Origin of the sequence: Paenibacillus sp. FSL H7-0714, assembly GCF_038003765.1 — a bacterium.
Taxonomy (GTDB): domain Bacteria; phylum Bacillota; class Bacilli; order Paenibacillales; family Paenibacillaceae; genus Paenibacillus_AQ.
Genome location: NZ_JBBOPT010000001.1, coordinates 1,471,651 through 1,491,688 on the forward strand (window position 1 = coordinate 1,471,651; position 20,038 = coordinate 1,491,688).

12 protein-coding genes are annotated in these 20,038 nt (G+C 41.5%); 11 read left to right on the top strand and 1 reads right to left on the bottom strand.

The window, feature by feature from the left end:
• Nucleotides 1-59 precede the first annotated feature (59 nt).
• The 11 genes from NST34_RS06575 to NST34_RS06625 all read left to right on the top strand — a co-directional run bounded on the left by NST34_RS06575 (nucleotide 60) and on the right by NST34_RS06625 (nucleotide 18,680).
• Entirely contained in the window at nucleotides 60-1,601 is a 1,542-nt protein-coding gene (locus tag NST34_RS06575) for a 2-isopropylmalate synthase (RefSeq protein ID WP_341127404.1), read from the top strand.
• 250 nt (nucleotides 1,602-1,851) lie between these two features.
• Nucleotides 1,852-5,823 carry a collagen binding domain-containing protein gene (locus tag NST34_RS06580; RefSeq protein WP_341127405.1) on the top strand — a complete coding sequence of 1,324 codons (3,972 nt, stop codon included), beginning with the start codon at nucleotides 1,852-1,854 and terminating at the stop codon, nucleotides 5,821-5,823.
• A 286-nt stretch (nucleotides 5,824-6,109) separates the two neighbouring features.
• A complete protein-coding gene (locus tag NST34_RS06585; protein WP_076286339.1) occupies nucleotides 6,110-6,952 on the top strand; it encodes an MBL fold metallo-hydrolase in 843 nt (280 codons plus the stop codon).
• 129 nt (nucleotides 6,953-7,081) lie between these two features.
• Entirely contained in the window at nucleotides 7,082-8,821 is a 1,740-nt protein-coding gene (locus NST34_RS06590) for a sensor histidine kinase (protein ID WP_341127406.1), read from the top strand.
• A gap of 2 nt (nucleotides 8,822-8,823) precedes the next feature.
• On the top strand, nucleotides 8,824-10,164 hold the full coding sequence (locus NST34_RS06595) for a response regulator transcription factor (protein WP_341127407.1): 1,341 nt from the start codon (nucleotides 8,824-8,826) through the stop codon (nucleotides 10,162-10,164).
• A 126-nt stretch (nucleotides 10,165-10,290) separates the two neighbouring features.
• Entirely contained in the window at nucleotides 10,291-12,024 is a 1,734-nt protein-coding gene (locus NST34_RS06600; RefSeq protein ID WP_076286336.1) for an extracellular solute-binding protein, read from the top strand.
• Nucleotides 12,025-12,113: 89 nt separating this feature from the next.
• Complete coding sequence (locus NST34_RS06605; protein WP_339269438.1) at nucleotides 12,114-13,004, top strand: ABC transporter permease; 891 nt, start codon at nucleotides 12,114-12,116, stop codon at nucleotides 13,002-13,004.
• Nucleotides 13,005-13,013: 9 nt separating this feature from the next.
• Complete coding sequence (locus NST34_RS06610) at nucleotides 13,014-13,907, top strand: carbohydrate ABC transporter permease (protein WP_042125110.1); 894 nt, start codon at nucleotides 13,014-13,016, stop codon at nucleotides 13,905-13,907.
• Between the two features lie 52 nt (nucleotides 13,908-13,959).
• Nucleotides 13,960-15,243, top strand: a complete 1,284-nt coding sequence (locus NST34_RS06615; RefSeq protein WP_340974693.1) for a Gfo/Idh/MocA family protein — start codon at nucleotides 13,960-13,962, stop codon at nucleotides 15,241-15,243.
• Nucleotides 15,240-16,901 carry a DUF4091 domain-containing protein gene (locus tag NST34_RS06620; protein ID WP_341127408.1) on the top strand — a complete coding sequence of 554 codons (1,662 nt, stop codon included), beginning with the start codon at nucleotides 15,240-15,242 and terminating at the stop codon, nucleotides 16,899-16,901. The genes NST34_RS06615 and NST34_RS06620 overlap by 4 nt, the downstream gene beginning before the upstream one ends.
• Nucleotides 16,902-16,931: 30 nt before the next feature.
• The gene (locus NST34_RS06625) at nucleotides 16,932-18,680 is read left to right on the top strand and encodes a glycoside hydrolase family 35 protein (protein ID WP_341129512.1); all 1,749 of its coding nucleotides are present in this window, start codon (nucleotides 16,932-16,934) and stop codon (nucleotides 18,678-18,680) included.
• 192 nt (nucleotides 18,681-18,872) lie between these two features.
• Here the strand turns inward: NST34_RS06625 and NST34_RS06630 are convergent, their stop codons facing one another.
• A complete protein-coding gene (locus tag NST34_RS06630; protein WP_341127409.1) occupies nucleotides 18,873-20,027 on the bottom strand; it encodes a response regulator in 1,155 nt (384 codons plus the stop codon).
• Nucleotides 20,028-20,038 lie beyond the last annotated feature (11 nt).

Below are 20,038 nucleotides of genomic sequence, written 5' to 3' on the forward strand. Positions count from 1 at the left end.
GCCGTGACTTTGCGAGCCGCATTTGAGAGTTTCAGCACAATCTTTGGGAGGTGCTTAGCATGCGGAAAATTTATGTGTTCGATACGACACTGCGAGATGGAGAGCAGTCACCAGGTGTGAACCTCAACACGCGTGAGAAAGTGGAGATCGCTTACCAGTTAGAGAAGCTGGGAATTGATCGCATGGAAGCGGGTTTTCCTGCAGCTTCTCCAGGTGATCTAGCTTCTGTTAATGCGGTGGCAAGAGCTGTGAAGAACGTCACAGTAATCGGCCTTTCTCGTTCTAGAGAGACAGATATTGATGCTGTAAAAGAAGCACTACAGGGAGCGCAGGACCCTTGTATTCATATTTTTCTAGCTACATCTCCTATTCACCGGCAGCATAAGCTGCGGATGGATAAGGCTCAGGTGTTGGAAACTGCACAGTCTGCTATCCGATACGCTAAGAAATATTTCCCTAAGCTCGAGTTTTCATTAGAAGACGCGGGCCGTACGGAGTATGATTTCATGGCTGAAATGGTCGGCATGGCTATCCGGGAAGGGGCTAATGTTGTTAATATCCCGGATACTGTAGGTTATTTGAATCCTTCTGAGTACGGAGCTATCTTTAAATATCTAAAAGAGAATGTGCCTGATATTGAACGCGTACAGCTTAGTGCTCATTGTCATAACGATCTTGGTATGGCTACAGCAAATACGCTGGCTGCGATTCAGAATGGTGCAGATCAGATCGAAGGAACGATCAACGGTATTGGTGAACGTGCCGGAAACACAGCGATTGAAGAAGTGGCATTGGCGCTGGAGACACGTGCTGAATTCTTTGACGCAAAAACTTCCTTAACTTTGTCCGAGATCTCTCGCACAAGTCGCTTGGTCAGCAAGTTGACAGGTATGGTAGTCCCAGGGAATAAGGCGATTGTAGGAGCTAATGCATTTGCTCATGAATCGGGTATTCACCAGGACGGAATGCTGAAAGAGAAAACCACTTATGAGATCATGACACCGGAGACCATTGGACTTAAAGAGAGCAAACTGGTACTTGGTAAGCACTCTGGACGCCATGCTTTCCGCGATAAGTTAAGTGATCTAGGGTATGATTTATCTGAAGAAGAGCTTAATACAGCTTTTTCAAGGTTTAAGGACTTGGCGGATAAGAAAAAAGAAGTGTCGGATGAAGATATTTTGGCATTAATTGAAGAGAAACTAATTGATACGCCAGAAGTATTCAGACTTCAGACGATTTACGTTACTTACGGTAATAAAGCTGTTCCAACTGCTAAGGTGATTATCGATGGTCCGGAAGCGGAGCCTATTGTAGCAGAGGCAGAAGGCAATGGTTCTGTAGATGCCATCTACAATGCAATTGATAAAGCCACGGGTGAGGAAGTTACCCTTGGGGACTATTCCATTAAATCCGTCTCCCGTGGTAAAGATGCACAGGGCGAGGTTCATGTAGTACTGTCGCAGGGTGAAGTTGCTGCACAGGGCCGTGGACTTAGTACCGATATTCTGGAAGCGAGTGCCCGTGCTTATATTGATGCGCTTAACAAGCTTCTAGAGAAGCGTAAAACTTACACCAAACGTGACCACGCAAGTATATAAGTGAAATTATATTGTGCAGAAATTTACTAATACTTAGAGGAAGCCCTGACAGTGAACTCACTGTCAGGGCTTTTTTGTTATTCAAAAAATTTGCTAATTGAGCCAATTCTGGCGAAATTTCAGATCTGTTCAGAAATTGTTCATGTCGGCAAATTACAATCGAAGGGAGATTATTGAAGTATTTGGAGAACAAACAACTTAGAAATAGTCGAGTAAGTACTTTTATAGGAAGAAGGAGGACTTTCGTTTTATGTGGAAAAAGAAAATTGGTTTATGGATGGTAGTAATACTTCTTAGTACGCAGTTTTTCAATGCTTTTGGCTTCGATTCTCAGGTCAAAGCAAAGGCGATTGAGAACAGTGCTAATATCATTACAAGTGTGACGATGTCTGTATATGAGAATGGGGTACAGGTCACAGATTCTGTTTACAAGCTGAGCTCCACCGTGAAGTTGAACTATAACTGGGCGGTTCCAGATGGAAGTGATTACGTTGCAGGTGATACTTTTACATTTGAACTACCAGAAGGGTTTGTGCTCGAGAAAGACTTTTTGAATAAAAAGATTATGATTGAAGGGCAAGAACTGGGGCATTACGACATTATAAAAGGGAGTCCTAACAAAGTTACCTTAACATTCACCGGTGAAGTCGGAGAATATTTCGATGTCAAAGGTGCAATTGAAGTGGAGACTCGTTTTGACACAACAAAGTTTACGGATACTATACCCTATACGATTAAGTTTCCGATAAATGGTGGTGCAGAGCAGGAGTTTACAGTCCAATTTAAACCTGAGGTTAGTTCTACTATTGACAAAGATGGAGTTGCGGTAGGCACTAATCAAGGAAATTATAATGCCAAACAGATTAAATGGACTGTTGATGTGAACAAAGTTATGGATAGTGTATATGGAGCTGTTGTAACTGATGTAATCCCTACGGGTTTAGCTTTAACTGATATAAGTGATATCAAGGTCAGTAAGCTTAATGTAGCACTAAACGGTGATGTATCTCCTGGTGCTCCTTTAAACACTAGTCAATATTCTGCAAGTCAACAGGGGAACACCCTAGAGGTAAAGTTTATTACCCCTGATATTAATACACCTATTACGGAAGCATACCGTATTGAATACGTTACGGATGTTATTGATGATACTAAAACCACTTTTGTAAACACGGCAACTTTCAAGGGGAATAATACAGGACCTTTTTCAGATAATGCAAGTGTATCTCTTAATCATGGAGCATTATTGAAGAAATCTTTTCTCAGTTATAATTCCGTGACACAGGACACTTATTGGGCGATTGAGTACAATTATGGTGAAAAATCGATCTCTAAAGCAGATGCCAAATTGTTCGATTATTATACGGACTCTCAACAGTTTGTACCTGGCTCTCTGAAGGTATATAAATTAGATTTCACTAAGTCTAAAGATAATCCTGATAAAGTTTTAGTAACTGACTACACAGTATCTGAGAATACTTTAACTCCGAAAGCAGGGCTGAAAAATTTCGAATTATCATTTAATAATAATATTTCGAATGCTTACAAGATCGAGTATCAGACCCGGGCGAAAGATCGCATCGAAGAAGCAACAAAGGTTTCAAATACTGTTACTACTATAGTTAATGGTGTTACTAATGACAAGCCTGCGAGCGGGACACTTAATCAAGATATTATCTCCAAGAAGGTTGGACAGGCTAATTACGCTGATAAAACTATAAGCTGGACAATAAAAATTAATAGTGATAAAAAAGTAATGAATAATGTAGTGATTACGGATACCTTCCCTAACAGAGGTTTGAAATTTACTGATGTTGGGTTTGTTATCAAAGATGATAGCGGAAAACTAGTGGACTCTTCTATGTATACTCTTGATGATTCAAAACCTACAGAAGGTTTTACCGTGAAATTCAACTCATCAATAGATAAGACTTATACAATTACTTACAAAACGTATTTCAATAATGATTGGTTGAAGAATAGTAACGGGACTGTATATGATTGGGTTAAGAACGAAGTGAAATTTTTGAATAGAGCTTCTGTTGTATGGAATGACCCGTCCAAACCTACAGAAACGAAAACCATCACGGTTGAGGATACATTCTATCCTGATTCAAAAGCAAAGAATAATGGCTACAAAAACGGTTCCTATGACGCTCAAACCAAAGAGATTTCTTGGGAAATAGGGATTAACTACAATAGCAAAGAGCTTGATAAAGCTGTGCTTGTTGATACCTTAGAAGATAAACAGCAGTTGATAGAGGGATCTATAAAGGTTTATGAACTTTCGATAGAAAGCAGTGGTAACCCTAAAGTTGGAAAAGAAGTCACTGTTACTGCCAGCTCTAATCCCAAACTATATTCTGTAGATTACAATAAAACGACTAAATTGTTGAAAATAAGCTTTAATGAAAAAATTGCTAAGCCTTATTTGATTAAATTCAGCACCAGCTTAAAGGATCAAGTGGTCGAGAATGGAACGATTTACAATACAGCAAAGCTGTCTGACAATGGTGTGCCTGTATCAAAAGATTTGAAAAGTGAAGTTAGCATTCCAAACGGTGGTAAAAATGATCAATATGTTACCAAGTCAGGAGTACAGGACCCTAAAAATGAGACAAAACTAAATTGGACTTTAAAGATCAACTATAACCAATCTCTTGTGGAAGATGCACAAATCATTGATAATCCGGACGCTAATCAAATGTTCTTGCCGGAGTCATTCCGGTTGCTGCCGACAACAATTTTAAAGGATGGCACAGTCAATGAATCTGGTCCAGCACTCGTTCAAGGAGCGGACAAGGATTATACGCTTGAATTTACAAAGGATGACAAGACAGGTGCAGAGCAATTTAAATTGAAGTTCAATAAAACGATTGAGAAACCTTTTATTTTGAAGTATGACTCTATAATTTTAGAGGCGAAAAATGGTGGGAAAATTAGTAACTCTGTTAAATTTAGTGGTAATGGATCCCAAACGGAAACCCAATCCAAAGAATCAAGTGTAACTGTAGTATTTTCGGATTCCAGTGGAATTGGACAAGGGACTAGAAAAGAATTAGCTGTCAAGAAAGTAGATGCAGCAGATAATAGTAAAGCTCTTGAAGGAGCTATCTTCAATTTATATCGCGTGTCTGGATCCGAGGAGGTTTTATTTAGCACATCTATTCCGACAGATAAAGACGGTAAAACAGTATTTAAAGATCTCCGGCCTGGTAAATACTTCTTGCAAGAAAAAACGGCACCTATTGGATATATCAAGGATGCAAATAAATATGAGGTGAAATTTAGTTCAACAACAGTTACAGATATGACTGTAACGAATCAAAAGATAGTGACGCCAACAACAGCACCAACAACAGCGCCAACAACAGCGCCAACAACAGCACCAACAACAGCACCAACAACAGCACCAACAACAGCACCAACAACAGCACCAACAACAGCACCAACAACAGCGCCAACAACAGCACCAACAACAGCACCAACAACAGCACCAACAACAGCACCAACAACAGCACCAACAACAGCGCCAACAACAGCACCAACAACAGCGCCAACAACAGCACCAACAACAGCGCCAACAACAGCACCGACGGCAACGCCGACAGCAACGCCGACGGAAACACCTGTGTCGACAGTAACACCTACGTCGACGCCAGACAATCCAATTTTCCCTGTGTCGACCCCGACGTCAATACCGGGAGTAATCGTTACGGCTACTCCATCCGCAACACCTGTGGTGGCGACACCAACAGTAGCACCAACAGTAACACCAACTATCACGTCGGTGCCAACTAGTACGCCTATTGTTCCGAAGGTGACGCCACCTGTAGAGAAACTGACTACAGATGAGGACATTCCTCTTGAAGGTGAAATCCCACTCGGTGGATTACCAAGTATTAGTGATAAGCCAGATCATGGTAAGGTGACAATTACTAAAGATGGCAAGTGGATTTATACACCAGATCCAGGCTTCATTGGCAAAGACAAGTTCACGATCATTGTGACAGATGAGAATGGAAATGAAGAAGAGATTGAGATCGAGATTGATGTCGAGGAAGTACCGACAGGTACTGTGAAAGAACCAGGGGATAACAGCAATAAACCAACAGAGCTTCCGAAAACGGGAGAAGACAGTGCACTTCCTATTTACTTAGTAGGTGGAGGTCTAGTTCTTGTGGGATTTGTGTTAGCTCGAAGATTTAAACGAAGTAATTAATATATCGTAATGATAAGGGTGCTGTCCCGGCACTCAACACCCATAGGATAAAAGTCAACGGAGCAAGGCTCCTCCTGTTATTGGAGGAGCCTTGCTTTTTTTTGGTCTATGGCTACTCGTTTCATAACCTTCTTCACTTACTACCCAACTCCCAACGAAGTGAACCTTGACGAAAATGGGATTTTCACTCATTATTCGTAATGTAGCGCCAGCGACACTATTTAGCATATATCTTTTTTTTACTAATTAGTAAGCGCTATCATAAAATGCGCTGGGAGATGATACCATGGAATTTATGTATTTAGGAACTGGAGCAAGCGAGGGTTATCCAGCTTTATTTTGTCAATGTGAACGTTGCTCTATGGCGATGGAGCTTGGTGGCAAGAATATTCGCGCTCGTACAGGAGCGCTTATTAACTCTGATTTGCTGCTGGATTTCTCACCTGACATGTATATGAATAAGCTTCGTTACAAATTGGATTTGGGGAAAGTTAATCATTTGATTGTTACACATTCGCATACGGATCATTTTGCAGCAGCGGAGCTCATGATGAGGCATGAACATTGGTATTGTCAGCTGCAGGAGAGTGGAAAAAAACTGCATATTTACGGAAATGAAACGGTAGAAGAAACGATGAAGTCAGCTCTTCGCTATGATTATGGAACCGATACGATTGAAGATCCTTTTTACGAGTTTCATATCATACAGTCTTTCATGCCCTTCACTCTAGGAGAAGTGACAGTAACCGCGTTGCCAGCCCATCACAAGCCGGATGAACATAGCTTTATCTATCTACTTGAGCAGAATAACACAAGATTCTTATACGGCAATGATAGTGGTATATTCAGTGATGAAACCTTCAATTATCTACGTGATAAGCATCTGGACGTTGTTAGTCTGGATTGTAATTATGGGCTAGAGGATAGATATGATTATCATATGGGGATCTCCGGTTGTCGGATTGTAAGAGAACGTTTGCTTGACCAAAATAGTTGTGATACTAGTACATCATTTATTCTGACTCATTTCTCTCACTACAGCGCAGAGTTGCATGATACTTTAGTTAAGAATACAGCAGAGGAGAATTTCATCATTTCCTATGATGGGATGAAAGTCTTCTTAGCATGACATGATGATGTTTATCTATAATTAAAAGAATAGTCATTACCCGTAAAATCCTCCCTTGAGGAAAGGACTACTTTACGGGTCTTTTTTATAGCTTTAAGGGCTCAAAATGAGTAGATACGGAGGTAGAGAATGAAGCTGCTGGCTACGGGAAAAGTAAAATGGTTCGTCTATCAGAAAGTTGTCATCGTATTTATCGTCTTTTTGATTCCGCTCATATCGATGAATATTTGGGTGAATTATAAAGGGATGTCATTCACCAAAAATACGATTTTGGACTCATCCCTGGCTGGGGCGTCATTCTATTCCAAGCAACTGGATAAAGAGATATATTTCATCCGCAATCAACAATTACAATTTCAAGAAGATAAAAACATACAGAAGCTTAGTTTCCGAGGCGAAAGTTTAGAAAAGTATGAAGAGGTAGAATTAATCGGTAATGCTGAAGATCTATTGAATCGGATCATTGCCTCAAGCGAATATGTGGTTAACGCCGGGATATATATTAAGTCTCTGGGTAAAACGATCTCTGGTAAGACGGGGGTCACGGCCATTCCTAATATGGAGTACGAGAAAATTTCCTCGTTACTTAAGGTTAAGCAGAAGCCTTCATTCTATCGGAGTGGTGATGCGATTTTCCTTATAGAAACAGGAGATAATGCGGAGCTTTGGTCGTATATTGAAATCTCAAAAGGTAAGCTATTGGAGGCACTAAATCAAATCGCAACCTTATATCAAGAATCGGAGGTATTTCTGGGAAGTAATGAGCTGGGCAATATTCTATCTACTACAGACGATCAGTTAGTATCTACTGAGGTCCTTAGACTCATCACCAAACAGGATCAGTTTAATTCCGATATCCCAGAAATAAACAAGGTGAACGGTAAAAGTTACTTTATTGCCCATAACTTTATCAGTTCTTTGAATCTATCCTTGATTATGTACGTGAATCAGAATGAAATCACAAGGCCTTTAAGCCAATTTAATACACTACTATATGCCTCTTTCGTCATCGCTATTGTGGTAATGATACTTTATTCTTATTCGGTAAATCTAATGATTCATAGGCCCTTATCCAAATTGGTTAAGACATTCCGTATGGTAGAAACGGATAATCTTGATTTAGTCATCGAGTCAAAGACGAAAGATGAGTTTTACTATATATTTAATAGTTTTAATCGCATGGCTTCTAGACTTAAGCGTTCTATTGAGGAAAATTATGAACAGAAGATTGCCCTGCAGCATTCGCAGTTGAAGCAATTGCAGTCACAGATTAACCCGCATTTTCTCTATAACAGCTTCTTTAATATTTACATGATGTGTAAAGTAGGAGATTCCGATAGTGCGGCTGAGCTCTCACAAAAGCTAGGGAGCTACTACCAATACATCACAAGAAGTGGAGCGGACGAGGTGGCATTCTTTAAGGAGTATCAGCATGCGCTTGATTATTGTGAAATTCAGTGTATTCGCTTCTCGAATCGTATTTCTTTCGAATATGAAGAAATACCCGTTTTGGCGAATGCGATTTTAGTACCGAGGCTGATTATTCAGCCGATTGTTGAGAATGTGTTCGAGCATGCTTTCGAAGACGACTCCCGACAAGGGGTTGTCTATATTGGTGCCGAATGCGAAGAGGGAAAAGTAATTATCACGATTGAAGATAACGGCAATCTTTTAAAAGATGAGGAAATAGAGTACTTGCAGAAGAAACTTGCGATGGGTCTGAAACAAGTTGAGAAGACGGGATTAATCAACGTTAATAATAGACTCCAATTGAAGTACGGACCAGATAGTGGCTTGTTTGTCTCACGCAGCAAATACGGAGGATTGAGAGTAGAACTGATAGTTAAATATGAGAGTAAGGAAGTGTGATTATGTATAGATTACTAATCGTAGATGACGAGCCTGTGATTGTGAATGGATTAGTCCAACTGTTTCAGGATAACTCAGAATTTGAACTGGATATACGAAAAGCTTTCTCCTCAAGCGAAGCTCTTGAAATTGCTAAGAAAACGAAATTGGATATTTTGGTTAGCGATATTCGTATGCCTCAGAAGAATGGTCTCCAGCTCGTGGACGAAATCGTCTATTATTGGCCATTATGCCGAGTGATTTTCCTTACAGGATACAGTGAATTTGATTATGTATACGAAGCGATTCGTAAGAATGTGGACAATTACATTCTGAAAACGGAAGGAATTGAACCTATTTTCCAAGCTGTGAAGGCAGCAATCGACAAGCTAGACGAGGAGAACCGTCGTAGACTTCAATTGGAGAAGGCACAAATGCACTATCAAATCGCTAGTTCCTTCCTAAAGAAAGAGCTGATGGAGCGGGTGCTTAGCGGGGAGTCTATTACTTCTATACTCAATAATGTACGTTACAAGGATGTAGAGTTCGGCATTGCATTAGATCGTCCTTCGTTCTTTCTTGTTGGTTTCTTGGATCGACTAGATGATCCTAAATTTAAAATGCCTCCGTCTGTTCAGCGTATTTTCCATGATCACCTGCCTGCATCTATTGCATGTGAAGAAGTGATTTATGATGATCGTGTATTCATATGGCTGCTTCAACCAGATGAAGGATTGCTGAATCGCTTTCGTAGTGGCTATCCAGATCAAGGGGTGAATTGGCCTGGAATCGTTGCTTATATGAGAGGGATATTAGAGCCTGTACAGAATGAGTGTGATGAGCTGCTAAGTGTCTGCGTTTCATTCGGAATATCGGGGGATTTACTTAACCATTGGGAATCAATCCATCTTCAAGTTGAAGCAGTGCGCTCTATGATTCTTAAGAGAGCTTTATTAGGTCAGCACATGCTTATCTTAGACCTTGAGAAACTAAGTCAACTTGAGGATACGATGCACAAAGCTGGAGGAATCGAGCAGGAAGATTTCAAGACGCTAATCATCGAACAAATTCACCAATTTGTGCAGGAGAACCTATCTGGAGATCTATCGCTTACCTCAATTGCTGCAGAGGTGCATCTTAATCCGTCCTATTTATCTCGTTATTATAAACAGACGACAGGTCAAAATTTATTAGAGTATATCCAGTCGACGAAGCTGCATGTTGCTCTGCAACTGATGAAGAATACAACTCTGAAATTAAATGAAATCGCCATCCGGGTCGGTTTTGAATCACCATCCTACTTTACAACATTCTTCAAACGCAAAATGGGTTTATCTCCACAGGATTATCGAAATTCAAAATAAGTAAATAAAGTGAAAGTGATGTAAAAAAAGTGAAATTGAAAGCGGTTTCCTCTGTGACTAAAATAATAACTAGGAACACTGATTAAACAACAAGAATTGCAGCAAACAAAGGGGGGAAGCGTTCAGATGAAAAAAATGAGACCATGGAAAATGATTTTGTCAGTAACGATGATTCTTTCATTATTGTCAGCATGTGGAAGTCAAGGGAATGGAAATGCGAATGCACCATCTACGCCTAAGGAAGACACTACGAATAGTGCGACAGACAACGCCACAGCACCTGATCCACTAGGGAAATACCCGGAAACGATCACTGTTACAGAAATACTAGGATATAATCCACCAGAAGATCCAAGAACTCCAAGCGGAATAACACCGGAACAAAATGCCTACCTGAAAGATCTCAAAGAGATGATGAATATTGAAGTGAAATACAAATGGACCGTTCCCTCTGCCCAGTTTGAACAGAAGTTCTCGCTTGCCATGGCATCGGGGGATCTACCCGATGTGATAGAAGTTGATCAGAAGAACTATGAGAAACTTAAAAAGCAAGATATGCTTGCTGATCTGACAGATGCTTATGCACAATATGCGTCACCAGCTCTTAAGGCTTATATGGACTCAGATGGTGGATTCGCGATGAAAACGTTCAGTGCGGATGGTAAGCAATTAGGTATTCCTGCATTTGAAGATCCCTTCTTATCCACGCAGCTGCTATGGATTCGTCAAGATTGGCTTAATAATCTAGGTTTACAGGCACCGAAGACGATCGATGAGCTTGAGAAAGTTGCACAAGCATTCACACATAATGATCCAGATCAGAATGGTAAGAATGACACCTATGGTATCGCCATGCAAAAGAATCTCTTCTTTTGGGGATTTGATGTCAGAGGTTTCTTTAATGGATTCGGTGCTTATCCTTCCGTTGGTGATAAACAATCGGCTTGGATTAAAGGCGGCGATGACAAATTGTTACCGGGATTGATTCAGCCTGAAGTGAAGAATGCACTTGGTAAGCTACAAGCATGGTATAAAGATGGAATTATTGATAAAGAGTTTGCACTAAAGGATGAGAATAAGGCTGTAGAAGATCTGACTGCAGGTAAAGTGGGTATTTCCTACGGAGAGTGGTGGTATCCGAACTGGCCGCTTAACTCCAGCGTAGACAAAGATCCAAAGGCGGATTGGATTGCAATTCAGCTTCCAGGGATTGATGGTCCAGCTAAATCACTCGTTCCAAAAATCCGCAGCAACAAAATTTTCGTTGTGAACAAAAAGATGAAGAACCCAGAAGCAGCGATTAAGATGCTCAATTTCTACATCGAAGTTGGTAATAAGAAATACAAGGATAAGAACAAAGCGGCAGATGGCTATGTATACAACTGGTTTAACCCACGGATTGCCAACCCTGTTGATATTGATACGATTTACAGGGAAGTAAACAAAGCGCTCGATGCTAATCAGACTGAAATTACAATAGACGATGCAAATTATAAGACCGTTGCGGATACTTTCAAAGCGACTAAGGACTTCCTGGCAGGCGACACATCTAACGCTACCAAAGGTGTAAACTGGGGTCAATATTATAGCCGGGCTGCAAAAGACGGTGGCTGGGGCTTAACACGACAAATTAAAGAAAATCAACAATTTGTATACAACGAGTTTTACGGTCTTCCTACACCAACAGTAGTGGAAAAGGGCGGTCAGCTGGATAAGTTGATGCAAGAGTCCTTTACCAAGATTATCATGGGTGGTTCTCTTGATGATTTCGATAAATTCGTGGATAGCTGGAAGGCACTTGGCGGTAATGAAATTATCGATGAGGTCAATGAATGGTATAGCACGGAAGCTACGAAATAAATCATAGGGACAAGAAAGCGGGTGAGGTGAGTCGGGTGAGCCGACTCACCTCCCGTTTTAAAATGAGTAAGTTGGTGAGGAGGGCATCTATGAAATCACTGAAGAAAGAATATCCGCTTCATATCATGTTAATACCTGGTGTGATTGTTACACTGATTTATGCCTACGGACCGATGGCCGGCCTGGTTATGGCGTTTCAACAGTTTGAGCCGTTATCCGGTTTTTTTAAATCCGATTTTGTGGGATTAGATAACTTCCGTTATGTATTTAATTTACCGGATTTCAAGCAAGTACTTTGGAATACGCTAGTCATAGCTATCATCAAAATGGTATTGTCTCTGCTTGTCCCGCTCATTCTAGCTCTATTATTAAATGAGCTTACTAAGAAATGGTTCGCAGGTTTTATTCAATCCGCCATTTTCCTCCCGTTCTTCCTTTCATGGACCGTCCTTGGGGGTGTCATTATTGAATTATTCTCTCTGAATGGACCTATTAATGGCTTAATTTCCTCTATGGGCTTAGAACCTATCATGTTCATGCTTGATAATGGTTGGTTCAGGGGGATTATCATTGGCTCGGATGTCTGGAAAGGCATGGGCTACAATATGATCATCATGCTTGCTGCCATCACAGGAATTAATGCGACGCTGTATGAAGCGGCAGAGGTAGATGGTGCAGGGAAATGGAAGCAAATGCTTAACATTACGCTTCCAGGTATAGCACCGATTATTATTTTACTTAGTGTATTAGGTCTCGGTGGTATTCTTAACGCAGGTTTTGAGCAGATATTGATTATGTATAACCCGACTGTATATGCAGGCGCAGATATAATAGATACATTTGTCTATCGATTGGGGATGTTCAGCCAACAATTTGGACCTGCGGCAGCAGTGGGTCTCTTTAAATCGATAATATCTTTATTTATGGTATCAACAACTTACTATGCAGCTTACAAATTTAACAATTACCGCATATTCTAGGAGGTGGAGATGGTGCTACATAAACAATCATTCAGCAGAAAGTTATTTATCGTGTTCAATACGCTGTTGTTAACTTTCATTACCATACTCGGCATTATCCCATTTGTACACTTACTCTCCATCTCACTTAGCTCGAATACAGCTGCGATGGCTGGAGAAGTGAAGCTTTGGCCCGTCGGCTTTTCCTGGGATGCTTATGTATATTTAGGAGAAAAGGTAGAGTTCTTTCGTTCCTTGGGAGTCTCCGTAAAACGAGTAGTGCTCGGTTCAGTAGTTAACTTGTTTCTAGTATTTATTACTGCTTTTCCGCTTTCCAAATCGAATGATCAGTTTAAATTTAGAACCGTATATGTATGGATATTCGCGATTACGATGTTTTTTGGAGGCGGCTTAATTCCGACGTATATCGTAGTGAAGAATACAGGCTTAATCGATTCCATTTGGGCACTTATCTTACCAGGTGCATTGAATGTATGGAATATGGTTCTGATGCTTAACTTCTTCAGATCTATTCCAAGAGAATTGGATGAAGCGGCTACGATTGATGGTGCCGGACATTGGAGAGTACTTTGGCAAATTTATTTACCGATATCCCTTCCATCCATCGCAACGATTGGGTTATTCACCATAGTTGGGCATTGGAACGCTTGGTTTGACGGTATCCTTTACCTGAATTCACCTGAGCATTATCCGCTACAGACCTATCTTTCTACCTTGATTATGTCTATCAATGCCCAGATGTCATCGATGTCCATTGAGCAGCTCAAGGTGATGGAGAACCTGAGTGAGAAGACGATCCGAACGGCGCAAATATTCATGGGCGCATTGCCAATTATGGTAGTGTATCCATTCTTACAAAGGTATTTCGTAAAAGGAATGACGGTTGGTAGTGTTAAAGAATAAAGAAATAGAGGAAAGACATAGCATAAAGTCTCATATGAAGGAGCAGATTGCGATGAAGAAAGTTACTGTTGCTTTAATTGGAGCGGGCCTGCGAGGAATTAATTATTCAGAATATGCGATTCAGCACCCCGATGAGCTTCAAGTTGTAGCTGTTGCAGAGCCGAATGCGAAGCGGAGAAATAAATTTAAGGCAAGACATAAGCTGGCTGATGATATGTGCTTTACCCATTGGGATGATTTTTTTGCCTCCCCGAAAGTAGCAGATGCGGTATTTATCTGTACCCAAGACAATCAGCATTATGTGCCAACAATGAAAGCACTGGAGGCAGGGTATCATGTGCTATTAGAAAAACCGATGTCCCCTGATGCCAAGGAATGTGTACTTATGGGGGAAATGGCCTCTAAAGTGAATCGTGTCTTCTCGATATGCCATGTATTGAGATATACCAATTTCTTCTCTACGATCAAGGAACTGCTGGAAAGTGGTGCGATCGGACAATTGATGTCCATTCAACATAATGAGAACGTGGGTTACTGGCATCAAGCTCATAGCTTCGTAAGAGGGAATTGGCGCAAAAAGGATGAGTCCAGTCCGATGATTCTCGCTAAGTCCTGTCATGATCTGGACATTCTTTCCTGGTTGACAGATTCAGAATGTGTTCGAGTGTCTTCCTTTGGCTCACTGTCCCATTTCAAATCTAGTGAAGCACCGGAAGGAGCCCCGCTACGTTGCACAGATGGATGCCCAGCAGCAGATAAATGTCTCTATTATGCTCCTAATCAATATTTGACGGAGGATACGGATTGGCCTACATCGGCAATTAGCGATGATCCAAGCTATGAAGCCCGCCTGAATGCTCTTCAGGAAGGACCTTATGGACGATGTGTCTATCATTGTGATAATGATGTCGTCGACCATCAAGTGGTAAATCTAGAATTTGCTAATTCCGTAACTATAGCTTTTACAATGAGTGCGTTTACCAAAGATGTAAGTCGTACCCTCAAGCTGATGGGTACCACGGGGGAAATTCGCGGTGCGATGGAGAAGAATGAAATTGAAGTGATCCATTTTGGCAGCGGTAAGGTAGAGAGAATCTCGTTCGAGAATGCAGGTGGTCATGTTGGTCATGGCGGCGGCGATATGGGGTTAATCAAAGATTTTGTTAAGCTGGTTCGAGCGGAAGGGAAGATTCAAGGTCTTACATCAGCAAATCATTCCGTTCAAAGTCACCTTATGGCTTTTGCAGCAGAGCAATCTCGCATCGAGGGTAACAGTATTGTTCTGAAAGAATTTGCACAAAGTGTCTGTAATGATGAAGAGGTGAAGCAACGATGAATGCCCCGCAGCCATTTCAGACGATGTTATTAAGTTCGTTGGTTAAGGTATTTGCTGATGAAGTGCCGAATCATGAATCCTATCACAGTGCAACCGCACTTGTCGGAGAAACATTTTCGTTCCAAGTCGCTTATACCTCAGATACACTTCTAAAGAATATTGAAGTAGAGATAAAGTCATCTCTTCCAGATCTAATAAGTATAAGATCCGTTGGACTTGTTCCTTCAGAAATGCCTTGTTTCAAAAATCATGATGACGATGTGCTAAGAACTACGCCGGGATTATATCCAGATCCATTGTATACGCTGGATCAACAATCTATTTCATCGATCCCGGGACAATGGCGATCTTTATGGGTGACGATAACCTTGGATGAAACAATGAGTACGGGGCTTCGCTCTATTCAGGTCCTCTTCCAATCATCTGAAGGGCAGATGTTAGGTGAATCGGATGTATTCGAGTTAACCGTTATCCCTGCAACACTACCGCCGCAACAGTTAATTCATACGGAATGGTTCCATGTGGATTGTCTTGCTACAAAGTATGGTGTCGAAGTATTTAGTGAAGCACATTGGGCCCTTATAGAACGTTATGCAGATACGATGGTTAAGCATGGCATGAACATGATCTTAACTCCGTTGTTTACACCGCCTTTGGATACAGCCATTGGTGGAGTACGTCCAACCGTTCAATTGATTTCCGTGACTAAAGCGGGAGATCGTTATGAATTCGGATTTGATCTGCTTACTCGTTGGGTATCGATGTGCCGCCGACTTGGCTTCAAATACTTTGAGTTCTCTCATTTATTTACTCAATGGGGTGCAAAATGTGCACCAAAAATAATGGTAACCATTCAAGGTGAAGATCAGCAACTATTCGGCTGGGATACGGACGCATCCTCGGCGGAATACCGTAGTTTCTTGGATCAATTTTTACCTTGCTTAGATCAATATTTGAAAGAGCAGGGAATAGACCAGCAAAGCTGGTTCCATATTTCAGATGAACCAGGAGAGGAACATTTGGAATCGTACCGAGCTGCAAGTGAGATCATTTATAAACATTTATCAAGTTATCCGATCATGGACGCTTTGTCCGAATTGGAGTTGTATGAACAGGGCCTGGTGAAAAGGCCGATTCCTGCGAATACGCATATTGAACCGTTCTTAGAACATCAGGTTCCAGACCTTTGGACGTACTATTGCTGCGCTCAAGGTGAACAAGTATCCAACCGGTTTTTCAACATGCCATCTGCTAGAAATCGTATAATCGGGTTTCAATTGTATAAATTCGGATTACAGGGCTTCTTGCATTGGGGTTATAACTTCTGGTACTCGCAATATTCATTGAATCAGCAGCTGGACCCTTATCGTACGACTGACGCTGAGCATGCATTTCCCTCAGGAGATGCCTACTTGGTCTATCCGGGAGAAGAAGGCCCGATTGAATCCATTCGACTGGAAGTTCTATATGAAGGGTTGCAGGATTTGCGCGCACTAGAATTACTTGAGCAGAAAATTGGCAAGAAAGCAACGATAGCCATTATGGAAGAGGGTCTGAGTACATCGTTGACCTTCTCTGTATACCCGAGGGATCAGGGAACATGGCTCTTAGAGGCAAGAGAGCGGATCAATCAAGCGATAGCAAGATATTCTACTTAAGTGATCATACCATTACGAGGTGTTGAGAATATGGCAACTTTTCATTATTCAGGATCTTCCTTTTATTATAACGATCAGGCGATACGGCTTATCTCAGGGGCCATCCATTATTTTCGGACTCTGCCGGAACATTGGGAAGACCGTCTTATCAAATTAAAAGCTTGCGGCTTCAATACGGTTGAAACCTATGTGGCATGGAATTTACACGAGCCGAAGAAAGGCCAACATAATTTTGAAGGTATGGCAGATGTAGTCCGGTTTATTGAATTGGCAGGAGATTTGGGTCTGCATGTCATCGTTCGTCCCGCACCTTATATTTGTGCAGAATGGGAATTTGGTGGACTGCCATCTTGGTTGCTAGCTGATTCGGATATGCGTCTTCGATGCTACCATAAGCCATTTCTAGATCATGTAGATGCGTATTATGATGTATTGCTCCCCAAATTACAACCACTGTTATGTACAAATGGTGGCCCGATCATTGCTATGCAGATTGAGAATGAGTACGGAAGTTATGGCAATGACAAGCGCTATTTGACTCATTTAAAAGACAGCATGATTTCCCGTGGGATAGATGTACTACTATTCACTTCCGATGGACCTGAAGACGCGATGTTACAGGGAGGTATGGTCCCAGGTGTGCTAGAGACGGTGAACTTTGGAACACGTCCAGTAGAAGCATTCAACAAGCTCCGTGAATACCAACCAGAGGCTCCAATCATGTGTATGGAATACTGGAACGGTTGGTTTGATCATTGGCGTGAGGAGCATCATACGCGTCCGGCTGAGGATGTAGCGAAGGTATTGGATGAGATACTTAGTTTAGGCGCATCCGTTAATTTCTATATGTTTCATGGCGGAACTAACTTTGGGTTCTACAACGGAGCGAATGGACATACGTTTGACAGCTATGAACCAACAATTACTAGTTATGACTATGATTCCTTACTGAGTGAATCCGGTGAGCCGACAGCTAAATATTATGCAGTTCGTGAAGTGATCTCCAAATATGTAGATCTCGGACCCATTGAGTTGCCAGCTCCTGTCGCTAAGAGAGCATATGGGAGAGTAGAGATGAAGGAGCAGACTTCACTTACCGCAAACTTGAATCGTATTTCTGCACCTATTCACTCTGCATACCCTGAATCGATGGAGAAATTGGGTCAGGATTATGGCTTTATTCATTATAGTACGTTCCTTACAGGACCTCGTCCCAAAGATGAGTTCTTCATCCAGGATTTACATGATCGTGCATTAGTCTTTCTGAATGGAGAGCTCACTGCAACCTTAGATCGTGTAGAGCCAGAGGTGAAATTAGAGTTCGAGGTTCCGGCCGAAGGGCTGCATGTTAGTATACTTGTGGAGAATTTAGGACGTGTCAACTATGGTCCTTTTATGAGAGATTGTAAAGGGATTACCGAAGGGGTACGTTATGGACGGCAGTTTCTGTCGGAATGGACGACTTATACGTTGCCATTAACGGATTTATCTGGTCTGCAGTTTGAAGGTTTATTCAGGCAAATGGAACCTAGCTTCTTCCGCAGCACCTTGGTTGTGGATGAACCTTGTGATACGTTCTTGAGCATGGAAGGATGGACTAAAGGCGTCGTGTTCATTAATGGGTTCAACCTTGGACGCTATTGGAATATCGGACCACAGAAAACAATGTATGTGCCAGGTCCTCTATTGAAACAAGGCGACAATGAGATTGTCATCTTTGAATTGCACAGCACCTCAGATACCGCTGTTACCTTCGTAGATCAACCGGAACTAGGATAATAGGGCATAGCTCTGCCAACAACATGTTAGAATTGCGGCTTATTGAACAATGTTTGAATTTGCTTCGGACAAGTTTGTTCAATCTTGCGTAATTCGCTAGCTTCGTTTAACTAGCTGTTTCAAACGCAGCAATTAATATATCGTAACAACAAAGACACCCGAATAGATCCGGGTGTCTTTGATAAATAGAAACTATTTCTTGCTGCGTATTCTAAGGTTATGTAGTTCCCATTGTTCATACCAATCTTGAACAACGGCAGGAAGACCAATACTTAGATCGCCTTTCAATAATTCCGTCAGATTCTTATATTGTTCTTCCACTGCGGATCGTTCCCCAATACTGTCGTAGACCTTCATTAATCCTAAATGTCCTTGTTCAAAATAGGGCTGAAGCTGTACTACCTTTTGATACACGGTGACAGCTTCGGGAACTCTGTTGTTGTCGATATAGAACTGGGCCATTCCCATAGCATGGTGTAGCCAAATGGTGCGCAGACGTTGTCGTTCACCCTCCGCCCACAAATAATCGTAATCTCCAAAATAATCCCCTGAATAAAGCTCAAATAAGCTTTGATGTTCTGCACAATTGTCCTCTCCGATGGATTCGAGTGCAAGAATGTTGTGCTCCCACTGGGCTGCATCGATTAGAAGCGGCCCGGTCTCAAGCGTATACCCTTCCCCGCCACTGACGTTGCTGATATGCAGATCTACCTCACTCTGCTTTAAACATTGTCGTACTTGATAAATGGTTGTGTAGAGATGGGTAGAAGCCTTTTTAAGGTTGAAATCTGGCCATAGTAGGTCAATCAGGGTATCTTTACTGACGAATCGATTGCGATTATGAAGCAAGAAAGCAAACAATTCTTGTGCCTTAGAAGTTCTCCAACGGAGATTGTTTAAAGGTTGTCCTCCTCGTTCAAAACGCAGCGATTGAAAACAACGAATCGTTAGTTCATGTGCTACCTCTGTGCTTTTTGGTGCAAACTTCAATCTGTCCTCCAAGCGTTGTACTGTTTTGAATAAACGGTCATGTCGCACGGGCTTCAAAATATAATCAATCGCATTTAACTCAAAGGCTTCCACTGCATATTGGTTATACGCGGTCACGAAAACGATATTAGCGTTTGGACACACCTCTTGTAGAATTGCGGCAGCTTGAAGTCCGCTCACTTCAGGCATTTCAATATCAATAAAAATAACGTCAGGCTCCAAGGCTGGAGCTTCTTGTATAGCTTGAACAGGATCTGTATAGGACGCGATGATATGAACAGCTTCCATTTCTTTTAACATGAATTCTAACTTTACGAGAGCAAGGCGTTCATCGTCCACTAATACTGCTTGAATCATTGTTATTTCAC